The sequence below is a fragment of the Actinosynnema sp. NPDC050801 genome, assembly GCF_040673975.1.
Taxonomy (GTDB): Bacteria; Actinomycetota; Actinomycetes; order Mycobacteriales; family Pseudonocardiaceae; genus Actinosynnema.
In genome coordinates, this window is record NZ_JBFAQZ010000015.1 from 201,953 (window position 1) to 220,441 (window position 18,489).

Here is an 18,489-nt window from a genome sequence, read left to right on the forward strand (position 1 = left end):
TCCGCCGCCGTCACCTGGGGCCGGATCGGTGACATCCTTTATCAGCGTGGGGATTACGACGAGGCCCTGCGCATCCGTCGCGAAGTTCAACTCCCGGTCTACGAACGCCTCGGCGACGTCCAGTCCGCCACCGTCACCTGGGCCAAGATCGGCGACATCCTCCACCAGCGTGGGGATTACGACGAGGCCCTGCGCATCCGCCGTGAAGTTCAACTCCCGGTCTACGAACGCCTCGGTGACACCCGCTCCGCCGCCATCACCTGGGGACAGATCGGTGACATCCTCCACCGGCGTGGGGATTACGACGAGGCCCTGCGCATCCGTCGCGAGGTCGAACTCCCGGTCTACGAACGCCTCGGTGACACCCGCTCCGCCGCCGTCACCTGGGGACAGATCGGCGCCATCCTGCACCAGCGCGGGGACTACGACGAAGCAGTAGAGCTGCAACTCAAGCGTTTGGAAACGAACAAGCTGCTGGGCGATCTCGACGGCATCGCCGCCGCGAACTGGGACCTGGCCCAGATCAACCTAAGCCAGCAGGACCCTGAGTCCGCCACACTCAGGCTGATCGAGTCCTACACGGTCCTTCAACAGCTACAACGCGCTGATGGCATCGCCGTGGTAGGCGCGACCCTGGCCGCCCTGCTCGCAGCCGCCGGCCAGACACGCCAGGCCCGTCAAATAGCAGACGAGGGCCTGCAAGCCGCCCTGAAGATCGACGACAGCAGCCTCATCGAACAGCTGCACAGCCAGCTCGACCAGCTCGGCCAAGGAAACGAGGACACATGATCATCCGCGTGGAGAGCAACACCACGGACAGCTTGACACTGGTAACAAACAGCCTGCAGGAACTCGCCGCCAGTTGGGGCTGTCAACTGCGCGAGATCCCCACGGACACATCGGACGCCGGCGATTCCGCCCGTGAAAGCGAGAAGTCGGTCGACCCGGTCGCCCTGGCCGCGCTGATCGTCTCCATCCCCTCGGCAGCCTTGGCCGTTACCGACCTCGCCGACCGAATCCACGAGCGTCGACGAGCCAAGACCCTCATCGACAAAGCCAAACAGATTTCCGACGGCCACACCACCATCACCCTGACAACCCCGGACGGGCCACGCGACCTGTCGACACTGAACCCCGACCAACTCCTCGACATGCCCCAGCCCGAAACCCATCCACATAGCGTCCACGGGCACGACCACCCCTGCGCCGTCAGCACCCTGTCATTCCGCGGACCGTGCTCGCGTATCTGCTTCCGCCGATGCACAGTGGCGGTCAGGAGACCGTCGGCGGCCAGCGATGCCCGCGCCACTCGTCCCAGGACGCGAATCCGGCCGGTGGATCATCGACCGGTTCGCTGCCGTCGAGTTCACCGCGCGTCGGGATCTGGATGAGGCCGGCCGACTCGGCGAGTTCCTCGTCGGACATGGGCCACGTGGTGTCCGGCTCGTCGGCCTGGCGCTGATCGACTCGTCGCCGCTGCTCGGCCGGGGACACCTCGAAGTAGTGCACCTCCACACGTGCGCCGCGGTCCGCCGCCGCCTGCCGCAGCGCCGAGCGCTCGTCCCGGCTCCACAGCCCGAAGTCGATCACCACGTTGCCGCCGAGTTCGAGGACGCGCAGCGCGATCCCGATGAGCCGCCCTTCGATCACGTCGTTGGCCGATCGCGGGTTCTCATGCCCGTAGAGGGCCTTCACCCATTCGTCCTTCGTCAGGCGAAGCGCGCCGCGCTCGACCTCCATGCGCCGCGCGGCGACGGTCTTCCCGGCGGCCGGCAGCCCGACCATGAGAAAGAGTGTTGGTTGCCTCATCCCGTCCCCTGTTCGCGTTGATCGTCGAGGAAGCACCGGTCAGGTGTATAGGGTCTCGGAGTGCTCAAGACGCGGCTCGATCTCGATCGGATCCACGCGGCGCGCCACGTGATCGACCCTGTGTTCCTGAACACCCCGATGTACCGGTGCGACGCCCTGGGAAGCCGGCTCGGCTGCACGGTGAGCATCAAACTGGAAACGGCGAACCCGGTCCGCAGCTTCAAGGGCCGCGGTACCGAGCTGGTGACGAGCCTGCTGACCGAGCAGGGCCGCACGGCCGTGGTGTGCGCCAGCGCGGGCAACCTCGGCCAGGCGCTCGCTTGGTCAGGGCGCCGCCGCGGCCTCGACGTGACGGTGGTGGCATCGCGGCACGCACCGGTCGCCAAGCTCGACCGGATCCGCGCGTTCGGTGCGGAGTTGCGACTGGTGGACGGCGACATCGAGACGGCCCGCGAACAGGCGGCGACCATCGCGCGACAGCGCGGCATCCGGTTGGTCGAGGACAGCCTGGACGTCGAGACCTGCGAGGGCGCCGCGACGATCGGCCTCGAACTGGCGGAAGGGTCGTCCACGTTCGACTCCGTCCTGATCGCCTTGGGCGGCGGCGCGATGGCCACCGGCGTGGGCCACGTCCTGAAAACCCTGGCGCCCGGTGTCGAAGTGGTCTGCGTGCAGCCCACGGGCGCACCGGCGATGACCCGCTCCTGGCACGAGCGCCGCGTCGTCACCACCGAATCGACCGACACCATCGCCGACGGCGTAGCGGGCCGGTTCCCGATCCCGGAAGTCCTGGACGACCTGCTCACGGTGGCCGACGACGCCGTCCTCGTGCGGGAGTCGTCGATCATCGCGGGTATGCGGATGCTGCTGGAGCACACGGGCCTGATCGTCGAGCCGTCCGCCGCCCTCGGCGTCGCCGCCGTCCTGGAAGACCGCGACCGCTTCGCCGGCCGTCACGTCGTCACCGTCCTCTGCGGCAGCAACGTCGACCTCGACGCCTACCACCGTTGGGTTCGTCCGTGACCCGCGCGGATGCACGGGACGGACGGGCGGAGTGGTCTGATCAGCCCGGTGCGGTGACGATCGGTCCGAGTGGGCTGGGGAGGGCTGCCAGGGCTTGCAGCCGCCGGGGCGGGAAGTCGGTCCACGTCGCGCTGGGGTCGCGTGCGGCGTGCAGGTGCCCGTCCAGGAAGCGCTGCCAACGCCGGAGGCCGTCGATGGCGGTGGCGATGTCGAGTTGCCCGGCTTCGATCGCGTCGGCGAACTCGTCGAGGTCGAGCAGTCGCTGGTGGCGTCCGTCCATCGGTACCAGGACGTCGGCGTAGAGGTCGCGGACGGTGATCGAGCCCTGGGCGGACGAGACGTGCACGAGGTCGACGTACCAGGTGGTCGGCCCGGTCTGGGTGCGGTCGGTTCCGTAGCGGGACCGCCAGGCGGGAACGGACATGCTGACACCGAGGTCGAGCAGCACGAACACGCGTTCCAGCAGCGTCCGTCCGGGCCACGGCTCGAAGCTGTCCGGCAGTTGGAACTCGTAGGCGAGCGTGTCACCGAGGCGGACTCCGGGCAGTGGCCCCAACAACGGTGTCGGATCGCCGTGAGCGCCTCGCCAGACCTCGACTCGTTCCATGAACCATTCGTACCCGAGACGGCGGCAGCGCGCGCCGCCCACCGGAATTCGCCGGCGTGGGTTCGCTCGTTCATCCAGGATCAACCGCGTGCTCGTCATCCCGGATGCCGTCGTTGCCGGTCACGGTCTGCCGATCGGGCCGGTCACGATCCACGTCGATCGTCCCGGCCGGCTGGTCGCCAGGGTCGGTGGCTTCGCGGTGAAGGCCGACGAGCGGCCGGGTGCGTTCAGGGGGGGAACGGGCGGCGATCGCCCGGCTCGCGGCGGCGGGCCTGCCGGTGTCGGAGGTCCACGCCGGTCGCGATGACACCCCGTCCCACCTGGTGCTCCGGTGGATCGAGGGTGAGCCGCTGTCGGCGGCCGCCCCGCCGTCGGCGTTGCGCGAGGCGGGCCGGTTGCTGCGCCGGGTGCACGCCGAGCCGGAGCGCAGGCCGGACACGATCGGCGAGTGGATGATGGACTGGACCACCTGGATCCTGGCCTGGCTGGCGGACTTCGCCGACGTGCCGGCCCGGCGGTGCGACGAGATCCGGGCCTGGTGCCTGCGCCTCCAGCCGCTGATGACCGGTCGCGGCACGCTGACGCTGTTGGACGGCCGTCCCGAGCACTTCGTGGTGCGCGACGGCCGGATCGCCGGTCTGATCGACCTGGAGGACGTCAGCGCCGGCGATCCCGCGATGGACCTGGCGGTGCTCGCGGTCGCCGATGAGGACCTGCTGCCCGCGGTGTTGGAGGGTTACGCGCCGACGAGCGCGGAAGCGGCCGCATTCGACGAGCTGATCCCGTTCTACGTGCTGCTGCGCCGACTCGCCGCGGCCAAGTGGGAGCGTGAGCACGGCGACCCCGCCCGAACGACCCGTCTGCTGGAGCAGGTGTCCAGGACGCGGACATCTCCTTGACGAAGTCGGGACCAGAGGGATGAAGAGTCCTCTGTGGATGGACGGGACATACCCTGGTCTCGGTGGAACAACGTCGTCGCCGGTCCGAGAGAAGCAAGGTCACGTGCTCGAAGGGCATCGACAAGCACCACCACGTCCCCGCCGACTCCGCCGTAGGCCATCCGAGTGGTCGTTCGGGTGGTCGTCACATCCACCCTCGCGAATCGCGCCACGCTGAGGAGTGGCGGCGTGCCCGCGCTGAAGGGGAGGAAGCGATGGATCCGGAAACGGCGGCACTCGCGGCGGCGGCTGCGGCGACGATGGTCGAGTTGCTGACGACCGAGGCGTGGCAGAAGGCCAAGTCGGCGATCGGCGGGCTGTGGCGACGTGCCCGTTCGACCGACGCCGAGGCCGTGGACGTGATCGACGTCGAGATCGCCGAGACCCGGGTGAACGCGATCGCCGCGCGCGAGGCGGAGGACGACGAGGCCGAGCGCGAGCTGGTGGGCGCGTGGCAGGCGCGGCTGAGCCGGCTGCTGGTCGCCGAGCCCGCGCTGGTGCCCGAACTGCGCAGACTGCTCGACGACACCCTGACCCCCGCCCTGGACGCGAGCGCGCCGGGACGCACGACGATCACGATGCGGGCGACGGCCTCGGACGATGCCCGGATCTACCAGGCGGGTGGTGACCAGCACATCAATGAAGGCCGATGACCAGGGCGCCGGGCCACCACCCGGGAAGTCCGTCCACCTGGAGGCGATCGCCTCGGGGGACGCCCGGGTGGTCCAGGTCGGCGGCCACCAGCACAACTACTACGGCGCTGGCGTGCACGGCACTCGCCGCACGGAGCCGGGCTCGACGGACGGGGAGTGCCCGTACCCGGGCCTCGCCGCGTTCGGACCCGAGCACGCGCGGTGGTTCTTCGGCCGCGACGCCCTCACCGCGGAGCTGGTCGAGCTGGTGGACCACCGGCAGCGCGCCGGGGGAGTGCAGGTGGTGGTGGCGCCGTCCGGCGCGGGCAAGTCGTCGTTGCTGCGGGCCGGTCTGCTGCCCCGGCTGAAGCGGTCGTCGCTGCCTGGATCGGGCACGTGGCCGCAGCTGCTGTTCACCCCCACCGCCGATCCGATGACCGCCCTCGCGGAGCAGGTCGTCCCGATGACGGGCGACCAGCCCGGGGCACTGGCCGCCGACCCGGCGCGGTGCGTCGACGCGATCGTCGAGGCCGGCGGGGGTGGACCCGTGGTCGTCGTGGTGGACCAGCTCGAAGAGCTGTTCACCCTCTGCGCAGACGAGGAACGGCGGCGCGCCTTCACCGAGGTGCTCGACCGGTTGGCCCACGCGAGCCCTCCGGTGCTGGTCGTCGTGGGCGTGCGCGCCGACTTCTACGCCTCGTGCGCCAACGACCCGGTGCTGCGGGCCGCGTTGCGGGACAACCCGCTGGTGATCGGCCCGATGTCGGAAGTCGAGCTGCGCGAAGCCGTCCTCTACCCGGCCCAGGACGTGGGCCTGACCGTCGAACCCGGCCTGGTGGAACTCCTGCTGCACGACCTCGGCGCCGCCGGCGACGCGACCGGTTACGACGCGGGCAGGCTCCCGCTGTTGGCGCACGCCCTGCGTTCGACCTGGCAGCGGCGTGAGGGCGACGCGCTCACCGTGGCGGGCTACCGGGCCACGGGCGGCATCGAGGGCGCCGTCGCCCGCACCGCCGACCGGGTCCACGCGGGCCTGGACGCGACCGGCCGAGACCTGACCAGGTTGTTGTTCCCGCGGTTGGTGAACATCGGCGAGGGCACGGAGGACACCCGGCGTCGCTTCCCCCGTGCGGAACTGCTCGAAGCCGGTGGCGACCCGGACGCGGCGTCGGCCGTCCTGGCCGCCTTCACCGCGGCACGCCTGCTCACCCAGCGCGAGGACACCGTCGAGATCACGCACGAGGCGCTGGTCCGCGCCTGGCCCGCGCTGCGCCGGTGGATCGACGAGGACCGAGCCGGGTTGCTGGTGCACCAGCGGCTGGCCGAGGCGGCGACCACGTGGGAGCGCACGGAGCGCGATCCCGGCGCGCTGTACCGGGGCAGGCTCCTCGCCGACGCCAACGTCGTGGCCGCCGACCCGGCCCGCCCGCTCACCGACCTCGAACGCGAGTTCATCACCGCGAGCGGCCGGACCCAGCTGCGGAGCGTGCGCAGGTTGCGGCAGCTCATCGCCCTGCTCGCGATCCTGCTCCTGACCGCGTCCGCCCTGGGCGTCCTCGCCTACCGGCAGTCCCTGGACGCGCGGCGGCAGACCCGCGCCGCGGTTGCGAACGGGCTGGTCGGCCAGGCGAACGCGCTGCGCGAGAGCGACCCGCGAACCGCGCTGCGGCTCGGCCTGGCGGCCCACCGGCTGGCGCCGACGCACCGGACGAGGGAAAGCCTGCTCGGCCTCCTGACGCAGAGCCGGTACACCGGCGCGATGACCGGTCACGACAACACCGTGCGGGCCTTGGCCTACAACCACGACGGCAGCAGGATGGCCGTCGCGAGCGGCAACGCGATCACGCTGTGGAACGTGCCGGACCGGACCGCCGTCGAAACGCTCAGGACCTTGACGAACGACGTGGAATCGGTCCGGTTCAGCGACGACGGCACGCTGCTCGGCGCGATCACCGACGACGGGACGGCCGCCCTGTGGCGGTTCGACGGGACCAGGGTGGTGCCGCTGTCCACCTGGCGGGTCTCCGAGGACCGGCGCGGCAACCCGTTCCGCAAGTCGTCCTTCGTCTTCGCGCCCGGCGGGCGCACCGCGTACACCAACGGCTCCGATGCCGGCTACTTCGGCCTGTCGGTGTGGGACATCTCCGACCCGGGCGCGCCACGGCGGCTGGCGGCGACGGAGGACACCGGCGCCATGTCGATCGCCCTGAGCGGCGACGGCCAGGTGCTGGTCACCGCCGAACCGCCCGGGCGCAGCGCGACGCTGTGGGACGTCGGCAGGCCCGCGCAACCCGTCAAGATCACGCGATTCGACGTGCCGGGCCCCGGCGTGGACACCCCCGAAGTGGCCTTCAGCCCGCACTCGGCCACCGTCGCCGCCGCCAACGGCAACACCGTGTCGGTGTGGGACGTGAGCCGACCCGAGCAGCCCGTCCACCTGACCACCACGGCCGAGCACGGCGAACGCGTCCTCGGGCTGGCCTTCCACCCGACCGCCGACCTCCTGGCCACCGCGAGCCTGGACCACACCGCCGTGGTGTGGAACCTGTCCGACCGCACCCGCGCCACCAGGTGGTCGACGCTCAAGGGGCACGAGGCCGGCCTGTACGCGGTCGCCTTCAACCCCGACCAGTACACCCTGGCCACCGGCGGGGTCGACCGCAGCGCGATCCTGTGGCAGGTCGGCAACCCGACCGAGCTCGGCGTGCGGCAGGTCGCCCACGGCCACGGCGCCGTCGGGCTCAACGCGGTGGCGCTGAGCCGGAACGGTGAACTCATGGCCACCGCCGACACCGGCAGCCAGGTGCTGCTGTGGGACGCGACCAACCCGTCCGAACCCCGCCAGGTCTCGTCGTTCGAGGTTCCGCCCGCCACCCACACCGGGCAGACCTCGATCGTGGTGGACAGGTACGGGGTGCAGGACCTCGCGTTCTCCGATGACGCCGACCTGCTCGCCACGCGGGACCTGAGCCCGAGCGGCACCCTGGGCACGGCGACGCTGTGGGACGTGTCCGACCCGGGCAGGCCGCGTGAGCTGGCCAAGGTCAACGACGACCGGACGGTCTACCTGGGCATCGCACTGAGCGGGGACGGTGACGTGCTCGTCACCGGGAACGAGGTGTGGGACGTGCGCGACCCCGCCGCACCGAAGAGGGGTCGCCACGCTGCCCGACCACGCGTCCGTCGCCGCGATCAGCCCGGACGGCGGCACGATCGCCGTGAACGACGCGAGGGCCCTGTGGGATCTCACCGACCCGGCACACCCCCGTGAGCTGGCCGACCTGGCCGCCCCGGAGGAGGTCATGGACGTCGCCTTCAGCGACGACGGGCGCACGCTCGCCGCCACCGGCCGGGATGGCACCACCGCCCTGTGGGACCTCACCGACCGCGCGCACCCGAAGCCGCTGCCGCGCTTGACCGGCGGACACGACGGCCCGGTGAACGCGGTCGCCTTCGCGCCCGGCGGCAGGTTGGTCGGCACGGTGGGCGACGACCGGCGGCTGGTGCTGTGGGACCTCACCGACCGTGATCACCCGGTCAAGCTCATCGCGGCGGCGCAGCACGGCAACGAGGTCATGGGCGTCGCCTTCAGCCCCGACGGCACCACGGCGATCACCACCGGCGAGGACGGCAACATCGGCGCCTGGCCGCTTGAGGACCTCACCCGCACGGTGCGCGACGTCGTGGGCCGCGCGTGCGAGATGGCCGGCGGCGACGTGTCACGCGAGGACTGGGCACTGCTCGTGCCCGGTGTGCCGTTCGAACGAACCTGCGCGGACTCGTAGGCCGCGTGCTCCGCACCAGGCGACGGTTGACGACCCGCTCACTGCCGTGGTGGCTCGGCCGACTCCTCGACTGGCACTACCAAGCCGGTCTGGTACGCCAAGCCGGCGGCGGCTGCCGGTTCCGCCACCGCGGACTCCAACACTACCTCGCCCACTCCCCACCACGGCCCGCGCCGCCGACCGGTCTTCGGGACCACTCGGTCCACAGTGGACGGTAGCCGTGTCGGTGCCAGAACGGCACCGACAGCGGGTTCATGGTGTAGTAGTGCAACAGGGTCACCCCGATACCCGCGGCGTCCAACGCGGCGTGGGCGGTCGCCACGAGCGCGGCTCCGACACCGTCACCACGATGTGCGGCACCCACGACCAGGCACCCCACGTAGGCGACCGGGCCGGACGCGACCGACGCGGCGACCCAGTCCGCCCGCTCGGGCGGTGTCACCACGACCAGACCGGTGACCGCGCCGTCCACCTCCGCCACCCACGTCCAGGACGTGGTGGGCGGCGCGAGCCTCGCACCCAGTACCCGGCGCGAGTTCGCCTCGGTGGAGGGGCGCGGCACCCGGCCGCCGAACTGCTGGTTCCACCGCGCCAACTCCAGCTGAAGACCGACCGCCACCTCCAGGTCGGCACTGCCCATCGCACGCACGACCACTCCTTCCGGTACCGCAGGCAGCGGTCGCCCGGCGGGTCTCGCGGCCAGTGTCAGACCCGGCACCAGTCCGTGCGACAGGAAGGTCGACGTCAACGACGTGTCGCGACTGGGCCACGTGATCAGCGCCTCGGAGTCACCGCCACCCGTGGGTCCGCTCGCCGGGAGGTGCTCCTCCCACCGGTCCAGCAGCGCGGCCATCGCCGCGACGGGGTCCGGCCCCGCCACCCGGGCGTCGAGCAGGTGCACCTCGACGGCCCGCTCGTCGGCCTCCGGCGAGTCCGGGTCCAGCCGCCGCACCCGGTAGACCCCCGCGGCCGAGGCCGCGCCCAGCGCGAGTTCCCCCGGTCCGGGCTCCGGCAGCGGCTGTGCCGCCGGCAGCAGCGGATCCAGGCTCCGGAGTCGTCGGTCGTGCTCGTCGAGCATGGGGCTTCCCCTTCGTCACCCGTGCACGGCGTCCGGGACGGCCGCGCGGTCCACCCGAACCCGCCGTCCACCCACAGGTTGCCACCGCCGTCGCGTCGAGCGCCGCGAGATCCCCGAACCGCGGTCACCCGCCGTGCGGACATGTGGCTCGACGAGCGCGGCTCGCGCCTGCTGACCGTCGGCCAGTCCGGAGCGCTGGAGGTCACGAGCCTGGACGACCACGGCACCCGGTCGGCCTTCGACACGAGCAACCGCCTGTTCGGGGTCACCACGGATGCCGCCGACCCGGACACCGCGGTGGTGTGCGGGTCGCTCGGCGTCCTCTCGATCAGCCTGCCGGGCAGGTGACCCACCTCATCGTTTGACCGGGGCCGGTCGTCGGTAACCACCAGGTGCACGTGTGACTTCACAGGAGGACCCATGCACGAGACGGACACCGGACGAACGGTCGCCAACCCACGCCGGACGCGGCTGGGGAAGGACTGGACGGCGCAGTCGGCGGGGGTGACCGACCGGTCGCGACCCGTTCCCGGTCCCGGGCCCGACGCGGAGGAACGCCCCACCGGTTCCTGAGGTGCCCTGACGCCGCCCGGCACGAGGCCTGCTCCCGGCCGAACGCCACCGGGTGGCTCGTGGCGTGGCTCATCGCGTGCGGAACTGCTCCACCAGCGCGACGTACCCGCTGGAACCGTGACCGGCCGACGCCGCACGCTCGGCCAGCGCCTTGACGAGCCTCGGCAGCTCCGCGTTGACGCCGAGCGACTCGCTCTCCTCGACGACGTGCGCCATCGCCGCCAGGTGGGTGTCGATGGTGCCGTCGTCGGCCGGGTAGGTGCCGCTGTCGACCTGCCGCGCGTAGCCCGGCAGCCAGCCCGCCACCGTGTCGACCGCCGTCCGCGCGATCGGCAGGTACGCCATGGCGGACACACCGGCCGTGCTGAGGATCGCGGCGCCGTTGAGGAAACCGTCAAGCATCCCCCACATGAAGACGAGCGTGGCCATCTCGTGCAGGGCCGACAGACCGGGGTCGTCGCCGAGGTGCAGGCCCGTGCCGAGGGTGTCCAGCGTGGACCTGTGCGCGTCGTACAGCGGTCGTGGCCCGCTGTAGGCGAGCACGGCGTCGGCGGTGCCCACGGCATCCGGAACGGCCATGACCCCGCCGTCGAGGTAGCCGCCGCCGCGTCGCGCCACCTCTTCCGCGAGCGCTCTGGCGCGCGTGGGCGTGCCCGAGGACAGGTTCACCACGACCCGGCCGTCGAGCGGTCCGTCGAGGACGTCCGCCACGGCGTCGTAGTCCGACACGCAGACCACCACGAGCGGGGCCGCCGCGATCGCGGCCGACGGAGACCCGGCGAGCGTCGCGCCTCGGGACACGAGATCGTCCGCCTTGGCGGTCGTGCGGTTCCACACGGTCGTCGGGTGTCCCGCGCGCAGGAACGCCCCCGCGAGGGCGCCGCCCATCAGTCCGAGGCCCAGAACCGTGACGGGTGTGCCGGTGTGCACCATGTGCTCCCTTTTCTTGATCGCTGGTCGGTGATCGGTGGCACAATCGTCAACGTTCACACCGGTATGAAGGTCAAGGGGATTCGCGTGCTGATCGGCGAGCTGAGTCGGCGGACGGGGGTGAACCCGCACCAGCTGAGGTACTACGAGGCGCAGGGCCTGCTGGTGCCCGAGCGCGGTGGCAACGGCTACCGCGAGTACGGCGACGACGCCGTGCTGACCGTGGCCCAGATCAGGAAGCTGCTCGACGCCGGCCTGTCGACCCAGGAGATCGGCTACCTCCAACCGTGCGTCACGGGCACGGCTCCGGACCTGAAACCCTGCCCGGAAACCCTGGACCTGCTGCGGGCGCGCATCGCCGGGCTCGACGAGCGGATCGACACGCTGGTCCAGTCCCGTCGGACGTTGCAGGAGTACCTGGTGGCCACGAAGCGGCGGATCCGGCCCCGCGCTTCCGGGATCCGCGGAGAAGACGCATGAGTGACGTGGGCACCGGCACCGGCAAGGTGGTCGTGAACAGGGCGATGTCGCTGGACGGCTTCATCGCCGGTCCCGGCCACGCGATGGACTGGGTCGCCGGGTACCTGACCCCGGACGTGTTCCCCGAGGTCATGGAGGCCACGGGCGCCATGCTCATCGGCCGGCGCACCCACGAGGTCGGCAAGGGCATGGCCGAGCAGGGCACCCCCTACGACGGGGGAGCGCTGTTCGTCCTCACCCACGAGCCGCCCGACGAGCCGGACCCCTCCGTCACGTTCCTCACCTGCGGACTGGAGGAAGCCGTCGCCACGGCACGCCGCGCCGCGGGCGGCAAGAACCTGGAGATCCTCGGCGCCGACGTGGCCGCCCAGTGCCTGCGCCGCGGGCTCGTCGACGAGGTCCTGGTCTACGTCCTGCCGGTGCTGCTCGGCGACGGCGTCCGCTTCTCGCCGCCGGGCTCCGACAGGGTCGAACTGGAGCCTTGCGAGAACACGCAGTCGGGCGCCGTCACCATGCTCCGCTTCCGCGTGCGGAAGTAGGCGCGGCCGCGGTCGTCGTCACACGCGGAACGCGGCGTCCAGGCGGCCCGCGTGGTCGGGGAGCACCCGACCGGGATCGGTGCCGAGCACGCGGTCGAGCAGGGTGGCGTAGACGTCGCGGAAGTCGGTGGTGGCCTTGAGGTCGCCGTCGTCGAGGTCGGTCAGGCTCGGCTGTGCGCCGTGGAAGCCGCCGTTGACACCGCGGCCCAGCAGGAACACCGGTCCCGCCGTGCCGTGGTCGGTGCCGTCACCCGAGTTGGCGCGCACCCGCCGGCCGAACTCGGAGTACACCAGCACCACCGCGCGCTGCCCGACACGACGCGTGAACGGTGTGAGGGCGCCGTCCAGCTCGGTGAGCAGGCGTTGCTGGGTGACGCGTTCGTCGGCGTGGGTGTCGAACCCGCCCAACGACACCGAGTAGACCCGTGGCGGCGCGCCCGCCTCGATGAGCCGCGCCACGACGTCCAGCTGGGTGGCCAGGCCGGTGTTGCCGCCCGCCGAGGAACCCTTGTCACGGCGGGCATCCGGATCGTCCTCACCGGACTCCCGTGCCGCGTCGCGCAGTTCGGCGGAGGCGCGGTACAGGTCGGTGATGGAACGAGCGGCCCGCGCCTGCCACGTCCCCTCGCCCGCGGCCTCGCCGCCGAGCTCGGCGAACGCGTCGCGCAACCGCCCCGACGGCAAGTGCAGACCGCTCAACGGCAGCGAGGCCGCCGCCGTGCTCTCACCCGCGAGCATCGGCGGGAGCAGGGGTTCCACCGACAGCGCCCGCAGCGGGTCACCGTCGGCGGTCGCGTCGAGCCAGCGGCCCAGCCACCCGGACGGCACGGAGGTGCGCGGCGAAGCGGTCTGCCAGATCGCCATCGACCTGAAGTGGCTGCGGTCCGGGCTCGGGTAGCCGACGCCGCGCACGACGGCCAGACCGCCCTCGTCCCACAGCGATTTCAGGCCCGCCATGCCGGGGTTCAGACCCAGGCCGTCACCGAGGTCGAGCACGTCCTCGGGGCGGTACGCCAGGTCGGGGCGGGCGTCCTGGTAGGCGCGGTCGGCGGCCGGGACGACCGTGTTCAAGCCGTCGTTGCCGCCGTAGAGGGTCACGACCACGAGCACGCCGCGATCCGGGGCCAGCGGGCGTTCGGCCGCCGCACCCATCAGGTCCTGCCAGCTCACCCGGGTCGCGCCGACCGCGAGCGCCCCCGCCGCGGTCACCCCGGAGAGGGTCAGGAAGCGCCGTCGCGTCACCCGGTCCACGCCATCACCCGCTCACCACGTACTCGGGGGCGCACGCCGCCGCGGTCGTCAGCTCCGCCGGGTCGTCGGCGACCCGTGCCAACGCCGACCGGGTCCGCTCGGACCAGGCGTCCACGCCCAACCGCCGCCGCACGCCCTCGACCGGATCGGCCCTGCCCAAGCCGGCCAGGTCGGCGCGGTCGGCGACCAGGCGGGCCAGGTCGAGCCTGGCCGGCCACGCCGCAGTGGTCAACCAGGCGCCGCCCGAGGGCCAGCCGCCGACGCTCGGCGGTCGGAACGGCACCTGCCCCAGTGCCCGCAACCCGCGGCCGAGCCTGCCGGCCACCTGCTCGTCGAACTCCGCGGGCCGCACGCCCAGGGCCCGCATCAACCCCACCAGCCACTCCACGGGTTGTTTGACCAGCGCGTTGGCCGGGTCGAGGAACGCGGGCTCCGCCGCGATCGCCCGCAGCGCGGACCGGGTGTCGACGCGGAAAGCCGCCACGACCCGCTCCACCGCGTCGGGCGCGGGCGGTGCGGCGGACACCATCCGGAACCACAGCCGCCCGACCACGAAGTCCGCCGACTCGGGCCTGGACAGCACCAGGTCCACCAGCGACGCGGCGGTGTGCGGCCGGCTGTCGCCCAGGATGGTCTTGGCACCGCCGTCGTGGCGCTTGGCGACCGGCTCGGCGCGACCGGCGCCCCGAACGACCTTCCACCCGGTCAACGCACGAGCCGCCTCACGCACGTCGTGCTCGTCGTAGTGGCCGATGCCGAGCGCGAACAGCTCCAGGAACTCGCGGGCCAGGTTCTCGTTGGGGGATCCGGCGCGGTTGTCGTCACCGTCGAGCCACAGCAGCATCGCCGGGTCGACCACCACCGCCTGGGCGAGCGGGCCGAACGGGCCGAGGCCCAGGCGTCGGAACAGCCGGTTCTGCGCGAGCATCAACGCGGGCGAGCGCACCTTCTGCTCGCTGGTGGCGAAGTGCCCGTGCCAGAACCAGGTGATCCGCTCGGTCGCGGCGGCGTCCGCGGTGACCATCCGGTCCAGCCACCACACCACCAGGGCACGTTCGTCCGCGGCCCGCTGCCGGTTGGCCTCCCGCTTGTCGCCGGTCGGACGCGGCGCGCCCACCGGCGGGGGAGGGGGGTCCTCGGCGGTCGGGGCGGGCAGGGCGTCGAGGACCGCGTCGAAGCCGCGGTCGAGGTCGCCCTCACGCGGGCCGAAGCCGAGCCGGTCGTACAACCTGCGCACGGCGGCGTGCTCGGTCAGTTGCGCCATGCCGACGAGTATGTGACCCCTTCACCGGCCGCGGCGTGCGCGGAGCGGGATCTTCAGCGGGTGCTCAGCGCCGCCGGCCGCCAGGAAGGTCCCGTCCCGAGCGTGATCCGCGTCGGCGGCACTTGCGTCTCGGCGCAGGTCGGCGATGGGGGCATCCAGATCCGCCAGGCGTCGTCCCCGGACGGTCTGGCCGCCGTGCCCGCGCGCCTGGTGTGGCGCGACGAGGGCAACCGGGGCTCGGTGTGGGGTGCACCGCCGACGTCGAGCAGAACCCCTACAGCTGGGCACGCCCTACCACTGGGACAACCGCTACTGGTACACAGGCACGTTCGCGTGGTGGGGCAACACGACCTACCGCCGCGCCGACGTCCCGGGCCCCACCTCGGACACCGGCTGGAGCCTCAAGTTCTTCGAGTAGCGGTCGGGACCTCCCGGTGGTGGATGATGGACGGGTGATCGGTGATCGGTGGGGTGTGAGCGACAGCGAGGTCTCGCGCTCCTACCCGTGCGACGACTTCGTCACCTCGCCCGCGTTGCAGGCGTGGCGGGGCGTGGACGTCCAGGCACCCGCCGAAGCGGTGTGGGCGTGGGTCGCCCAGGTGAGGCTCGCGCCGTACGCGTACGACTGGATCGACAACCTCGGCCGGCGCTCGCCGCGCGAGCTCGCAGGCCTGCCCGAGCCCCGACCCGGGGAGCGGTTCACCACCGCCGGCGGCCGCCGGCTCGGCCGGATCGTCTCGGTCGAACCGGGGAAGCAGCTGACGGGCGCCATCATGGGCGCCTTCATGTCCTACGTCGTCGTGCCCCAGGGCCCCGGCACGACGCGCCTGCTGCTCAAGGTCGTCATGCGGACCAACCGCTGGGTGGCCCTCGCCCTGTCGATCGGCGACCTGGTCATGGCTCGACGGCAGCTGCTCAACCTGAAGCTGCTCGCCGAGCGGCACCGGCACCGGACGGCCTGAGGCCGTCACCGCCGACCCGTTGGCGAGTCCGGTCACTGCGAGTGATCATGTTCTCCGCCGTGCCTGTGTCGGGTGGTCGGCAGCCGGTCGTCCGCCGCCGGTCCCGCGACGGACGGCGCGGACTGGGGCTTCACCGTTCCCCGGACTTCGACCGCGCGCTCGTCGACCACACCGCGGTAGGTGAACACACCGCGCAGACCCCGGTCGGGTCCGACGAGGGCGAGGTCGAGCACCGCGGCCCAGTTGACCAGGCGTTCCAGCACCTCTGCGGCCGGGCAGGACTCGGGCACCACGCCGCGCAGCACGCCGTCTAAGTCGATGTGCCAGAGCAGCCCCCGGTCGTCCAGCGCCGGTGAGGCGTCGGTGCCGTACTGGTTCAGCACCGCGGTCAGGGCGGTGTTGACGATGCGTGTGATCGGCGGCATGAGAGGACCGTCTTCCGGGAGGTGGGGTCGTCGCGGCAGCCATCATCTCCTTACTGTTCGTGACACGATCGGGCGATCCGGTGTCCACAGGGTCCCGTCCGGATCACGGTGCGCCATTGCGAGGGGACGCCGTCGCGGGACGCGTGTCGGGCTGGACGGTGACCGGAACCGCGCCGCCAGGTCCCCAGGACGCCGAACGACCGTCACCGGCACACGCGCTGGTCGGCGCGCGTGTGCCGGTGACGGCCGTTACCCCTCGTGCGGCGGTCAGAAGTTCTTCGTCGCCACCACCCAGGGCGCCTTGGCCGCCAGCCCGGACGGGCTGAGGATGTAGGCGCGTGCCGCCTGGTTGCCGTTGAGCACCATGTCGAAGAACTGCACCACCGTCGTCATGCCGTCGGTCAGCTGGCTGCCGGTGATGAAGCCCCCGTGGCCGGCCTGGGGGTGGCGGGCCAGCACGGCCGGCACCGTGGCCAGGTCGTAGGTGGCCTGGTTGTTGGCGTAGGCGATGTCGGACGTGCCGCCGTCCATGAACATGGCGGGCGTGTGCAGCTTGCCGACCTCGGAGCGCGGGTAGCCGAACGAGCCGTCGGCGAAGAACCCGCTGTTCAGTGAGACGACCGCGGACACGCGGCGGTCCTGGGCGGCGACCATGGCCTCCAAGCCACCGCAGGAGTGGCCGGCGGTCGCCACCTTGGTCAGGTCGAGGCGCTGGCGGAGCGGCGCGCCGGAGCGGTTCTGCTCCCGCTCGGCCCAGGTGATCGCGTCCGTCAGCAGGGAGGGGATGGGTGATCCGCTCGGCACGCCGTTGGGCGAGCCGTCGACCGAGCCGGTGTCCACCACGACGAAGCCCTTCGACGCGATGAACGTCAGGATCCGCGTCACCTCGCTGTTGTTCGTGTGCGCGCACGCGCCGTTCCCGAACGCCAGCACGGGCAGCGCCCGGTCGACCGCCTGCGGGTTCGACGGGCGGAACACGGTGAAGCGGTTGTCCCCGTAGGCGCCTTCCCTGGTGACGGAGAAGTTGTTCTCGATCATGGGACGGCCAGGCTGTGGGGTGGTCGTGGTCGTCGTCGTCGTGGTGCTCGTGGTGGTGCTCGTGGTGGTGCTCGTGGTCGTCGCACCGGTGCACACGGTGCCGTTGAGGGTGAACACCGACGGGGGTGTCGAGCGGGCGCCGGACGTGGCGTTGAAGCCGAACGAGACCGTCGCGCCGGTCGCGATGGCGCCGTTCCACGCCGCGTTGGCGGCGGTGACCTGGGCGCCCGACTGGGTGTGCGTCCCGTTCCACGACTGCGTGATCCGCTCGTCCGCGGGGAACGTCCACGACAGCCGCCACCCGTTCACCGGGTCGCCGAGGTTCGTCACGACCGCGTTGGCGGTGAAGCCGCCCGGCCACTGCGAGCCGATCGAGTAGTCGACCCGGCACCCGGCGGCGGCCGACGCGGGCTGCGAGCCGATCAGGGCGCCGCTCGTCGCGACGAGCGCCACGGCGGCCACCAGTGCGGCCGATCGTGACCCGCGAGGATCGTTCCTGCGCATGGGAGTGCTCCTTCCACTGCGGGCGGCGGCGGATTGGCGTCGCGTGATCGGCGCGGGAGGGCCCGGTGGCGGACGAGCCCTCCCGCGGCCGGATCAGCCGACTCGGCAGGAGACGCTGGGCCAGCTCCAGTTGCCGCCGTGCTGGATGGTGAAGCCGAACGCGTTGCCGTTGCCGTTGGGGCGGGCGGTCATCACGTTGGCCGACTCCCACGTCGCGGTGGTGTTCCAGGTGGCGATGATCCTCTGGGGCGAGCTCACCGTGACCGTGACGACCCAGTTGTTCGTGCCCGAGACGGTGACCTGGCCGTTGAAGCGGTCACTCCACTTCTGGCCCTCGGAGTAGGTCGCGGTGCAACCGCCGGGGTTCGGCGTGGTGGTGGTCGGTGTGGTCGGATCAGTCGAGTTGCTGGTCGTCGTGGTGGTCGGGCCGGTGGTGGGTGCGGCGTTGAGGGCGTTGAGGGTGGAGGTGTAGGCGGCCTTCTTGTTGCCGGAGCCGTCGAACAGCAGCGGGGTGCCGGAGGCGCGCCACGAGTCGCTGTCGCGGATGCCCCACACCGTGATGCCGGTGCAGCGGGTGACGGCGAGGCAGGCTTGGACGACGCCCTGGTATTGCTGGGCCTGGGTCGAGCCGGATCCTTCGATGTCCAACTC

Annotated in this window: 20 protein-coding genes; 11 read left to right on the forward strand and 9 right to left on the reverse strand. The window is 71.9% G+C overall.

Annotation, left to right across the window (positions count from 1 at the left end):
- Nucleotides 1-789, forward strand: a 789-nt coding sequence (locus AB0K14_RS29120) for a tetratricopeptide repeat protein (RefSeq protein ID WP_364339308.1), incomplete at its 5' end; no start/stop codon positions are given.
- A 483-nt stretch (nt 790-1,272) separates the two neighbouring features.
- Here the strand turns inward: AB0K14_RS29120 and AB0K14_RS29125 are convergent.
- Entirely contained in the window at nt 1,273-1,845 is a 573-nt protein-coding gene (locus AB0K14_RS29125; RefSeq protein ID WP_360460541.1) for an ATP-binding protein, read from the reverse strand.
- Between the two features lie 24 nt (nt 1,846-1,869).
- Between AB0K14_RS29125 and AB0K14_RS29130 the strand changes: the two genes are divergently transcribed.
- Nucleotides 1,870-2,832 (forward strand): pyridoxal-phosphate dependent enzyme, encoded by a 963-nt coding sequence (locus tag AB0K14_RS29130; protein WP_360460544.1) that lies wholly within the window; start codon nt 1,870-1,872, stop codon nt 2,830-2,832.
- Nucleotides 2,833-2,872: 40 nt separating this feature from the next.
- On the opposite strand, the gene AB0K14_RS29135 is transcribed toward AB0K14_RS29130, so the two are convergent.
- Complete coding sequence (locus AB0K14_RS29135) at nt 2,873-3,439, reverse strand: DUF402 domain-containing protein (RefSeq protein ID WP_360460547.1); 567 nt, start codon at nt 3,437-3,439, stop codon at nt 2,873-2,875.
- Between the two features lie 221 nt (nt 3,440-3,660).
- Here AB0K14_RS29135 and AB0K14_RS29140 point away from each other — a divergent pair, with 221 nt between their 5' ends.
- The 4 genes from AB0K14_RS29140 (at nt 3,661) to AB0K14_RS29155 (ending at nt 8,794) form a co-directional block, all read left to right on the forward strand.
- Entirely contained in the window at nt 3,661-4,338 is a 678-nt protein-coding gene (locus tag AB0K14_RS29140; protein WP_360460550.1) for an aminoglycoside phosphotransferase family protein, read from the forward strand.
- Nucleotides 4,339-4,592: 254 nt separating this feature from the next.
- Nucleotides 4,593-5,030 carry a hypothetical protein gene (locus tag AB0K14_RS29145; RefSeq protein WP_360460553.1) on the forward strand — a complete coding sequence of 146 codons (438 nt, stop codon included), beginning with the start codon at nt 4,593-4,595 and terminating at the stop codon, nt 5,028-5,030.
- Nucleotides 5,002-8,280, forward strand: coding sequence for an NACHT and WD repeat domain-containing protein (locus AB0K14_RS29150; protein WP_360460555.1), 3,279 nt, complete (start codon nt 5,002-5,004; stop codon nt 8,278-8,280). Before AB0K14_RS29145 ends, AB0K14_RS29150 begins: the two co-directional genes overlap by 29 nt.
- The gene (locus AB0K14_RS29155; RefSeq protein WP_360460558.1) at nt 8,228-8,794 is read left to right on the forward strand and encodes a hypothetical protein; all 567 of its coding nucleotides are present in this window, start codon (nt 8,228-8,230) and stop codon (nt 8,792-8,794) included. The genes AB0K14_RS29150 and AB0K14_RS29155 overlap by 53 nt, the downstream gene beginning before the upstream one ends.
- Nucleotides 8,795-8,936: 142 nt before the next feature.
- Here the strand turns inward: AB0K14_RS29155 and AB0K14_RS29160 are convergent, their stop codons facing one another.
- The gene (locus AB0K14_RS29160) at nt 8,937-9,872 is read right to left on the reverse strand and encodes a GNAT family N-acetyltransferase (RefSeq protein WP_360460561.1); all 936 of its coding nucleotides are present in this window, start codon (nt 9,870-9,872) and stop codon (nt 8,937-8,939) included.
- A 141-nt stretch (nt 9,873-10,013) separates the two neighbouring features.
- Here AB0K14_RS29160 and AB0K14_RS29165 point away from each other — a divergent pair, with 141 nt between their 5' ends.
- Nucleotides 10,014-10,220 carry a hypothetical protein gene (locus tag AB0K14_RS29165; RefSeq protein WP_360460564.1) on the forward strand — a complete coding sequence of 69 codons (207 nt, stop codon included), beginning with the start codon at nt 10,014-10,016 and terminating at the stop codon, nt 10,218-10,220.
- A 294-nt stretch (nt 10,221-10,514) separates the two neighbouring features.
- Here the strand turns inward: AB0K14_RS29165 and AB0K14_RS29170 are convergent, their stop codons facing one another.
- Complete coding sequence (locus AB0K14_RS29170) at nt 10,515-11,378, reverse strand: NAD(P)-binding domain-containing protein (protein WP_360460567.1); 864 nt, start codon at nt 11,376-11,378, stop codon at nt 10,515-10,517.
- Between the two features lie 84 nt (nt 11,379-11,462).
- Between AB0K14_RS29170 and AB0K14_RS29175 the strand changes: the two genes are divergently transcribed.
- Nucleotides 11,463-11,855, forward strand: coding sequence for a MerR family transcriptional regulator (locus AB0K14_RS29175; RefSeq protein ID WP_360460596.1), 393 nt, complete (start codon nt 11,463-11,465; stop codon nt 11,853-11,855).
- The gene (locus AB0K14_RS29180; RefSeq protein WP_360460570.1) at nt 11,852-12,394 is read left to right on the forward strand and encodes a dihydrofolate reductase family protein; all 543 of its coding nucleotides are present in this window, start codon (nt 11,852-11,854) and stop codon (nt 12,392-12,394) included. The genes AB0K14_RS29175 and AB0K14_RS29180 overlap by 4 nt, the downstream gene beginning before the upstream one ends.
- A gap of 18 nt (nt 12,395-12,412) precedes the next feature.
- On the opposite strand, the gene AB0K14_RS29185 is transcribed toward AB0K14_RS29180, so the two are convergent.
- Both AB0K14_RS29185 and AB0K14_RS29190 read right to left on the reverse strand, forming a co-directional pair.
- A complete protein-coding gene (locus AB0K14_RS29185; protein WP_360460573.1) occupies nt 12,413-13,645 on the reverse strand; it encodes a DUF1501 domain-containing protein in 1,233 nt (410 codons plus the stop codon).
- Between the two features lie 4 nt (nt 13,646-13,649).
- Nucleotides 13,650-14,909 carry a DUF1800 domain-containing protein gene (locus AB0K14_RS29190; protein WP_360460576.1) on the reverse strand — a complete coding sequence of 420 codons (1,260 nt, stop codon included), beginning with the start codon at nt 14,907-14,909 and terminating at the stop codon, nt 13,650-13,652.
- A 247-nt stretch (nt 14,910-15,156) separates the two neighbouring features.
- Here AB0K14_RS29190 and AB0K14_RS29195 point away from each other — a divergent pair, with 247 nt between their 5' ends.
- Nucleotides 15,157-15,327, forward strand: a complete 171-nt coding sequence (locus AB0K14_RS29195) for a hypothetical protein (RefSeq protein ID WP_360460579.1) — start codon at nt 15,157-15,159, stop codon at nt 15,325-15,327.
- 34 nt (nt 15,328-15,361) lie between these two features.
- Nucleotides 15,362-15,871: a polyketide cyclase gene (locus tag AB0K14_RS29200; RefSeq protein ID WP_360460582.1), complete on the forward strand. Its 510-nt coding sequence runs from the start codon at nt 15,362-15,364 to the stop codon at nt 15,869-15,871.
- Between the two features lie 32 nt (nt 15,872-15,903).
- Here the strand turns inward: AB0K14_RS29200 and AB0K14_RS29205 are convergent, their stop codons facing one another.
- The 3 genes from AB0K14_RS29205 to AB0K14_RS29215 form a co-directional block, all read right to left on the reverse strand.
- Nucleotides 15,904-16,296: a hypothetical protein gene (locus AB0K14_RS29205; RefSeq protein WP_360460585.1), complete on the reverse strand. Its 393-nt coding sequence runs from the start codon at nt 16,294-16,296 to the stop codon at nt 15,904-15,906.
- A 267-nt stretch (nt 16,297-16,563) separates the two neighbouring features.
- Entirely contained in the window at nt 16,564-17,838 is a 1,275-nt protein-coding gene (locus AB0K14_RS29210; protein WP_360460588.1) for a cellulose binding domain-containing protein, read from the reverse strand.
- Between the two features lie 93 nt (nt 17,839-17,931).
- The coding region (locus AB0K14_RS29215) for an endo-1,4-beta-xylanase (protein WP_360460591.1) at nt 17,932-18,489 on the reverse strand (558 nt) is incomplete at its 5' end.

What these genes read in the sequence shown, in the direction of transcription:
- AB0K14_RS29135 (WP_360460547.1), bottom strand. Translation starts at nt 3,439, where the DNA reads ATGGAACGAGTCGAGGTCTGGCGAGGCGCTCACGGCGATCCGACACCG.
- AB0K14_RS29145 (WP_360460553.1), top strand. Translation starts at nt 4,593, where the DNA reads ATGGATCCGGAAACGGCGGCACTCGCGGCGGCGGCTGCGGCGACGATG.
- AB0K14_RS29160 (WP_360460561.1), bottom strand. Translation starts at nt 9,872, where the DNA reads ATGCTCGACGAGCACGACCGACGACTCCGGAGCCTGGATCCGCTGCTG.
- AB0K14_RS29165 (WP_360460564.1), top strand. Translation starts at nt 10,014, where the DNA reads ATGTGGCTCGACGAGCGCGGCTCGCGCCTGCTGACCGTCGGCCAGTCC.
- AB0K14_RS29170 (WP_360460567.1), bottom strand. Translation starts at nt 11,378, where the DNA reads ATGGTGCACACCGGCACACCCGTCACGGTTCTGGGCCTCGGACTGATG.
- AB0K14_RS29180 (WP_360460570.1), top strand. Translation starts at nt 11,852, where the DNA reads ATGAGTGACGTGGGCACCGGCACCGGCAAGGTGGTCGTGAACAGGGCG.
- AB0K14_RS29190 (WP_360460576.1), bottom strand. Translation starts at nt 14,909, where the DNA reads ATGGCGCAACTGACCGAGCACGCCGCCGTGCGCAGGTTGTACGACCGG.
- AB0K14_RS29205 (WP_360460585.1), bottom strand. Translation starts at nt 16,296, where the DNA reads ATGCCGCCGATCACACGCATCGTCAACACCGCCCTGACCGCGGTGCTG.
- AB0K14_RS29210 (WP_360460588.1), bottom strand. Translation starts at nt 17,838, where the DNA reads ATGCGCAGGAACGATCCTCGCGGGTCACGATCGGCCGCACTGGTGGCC.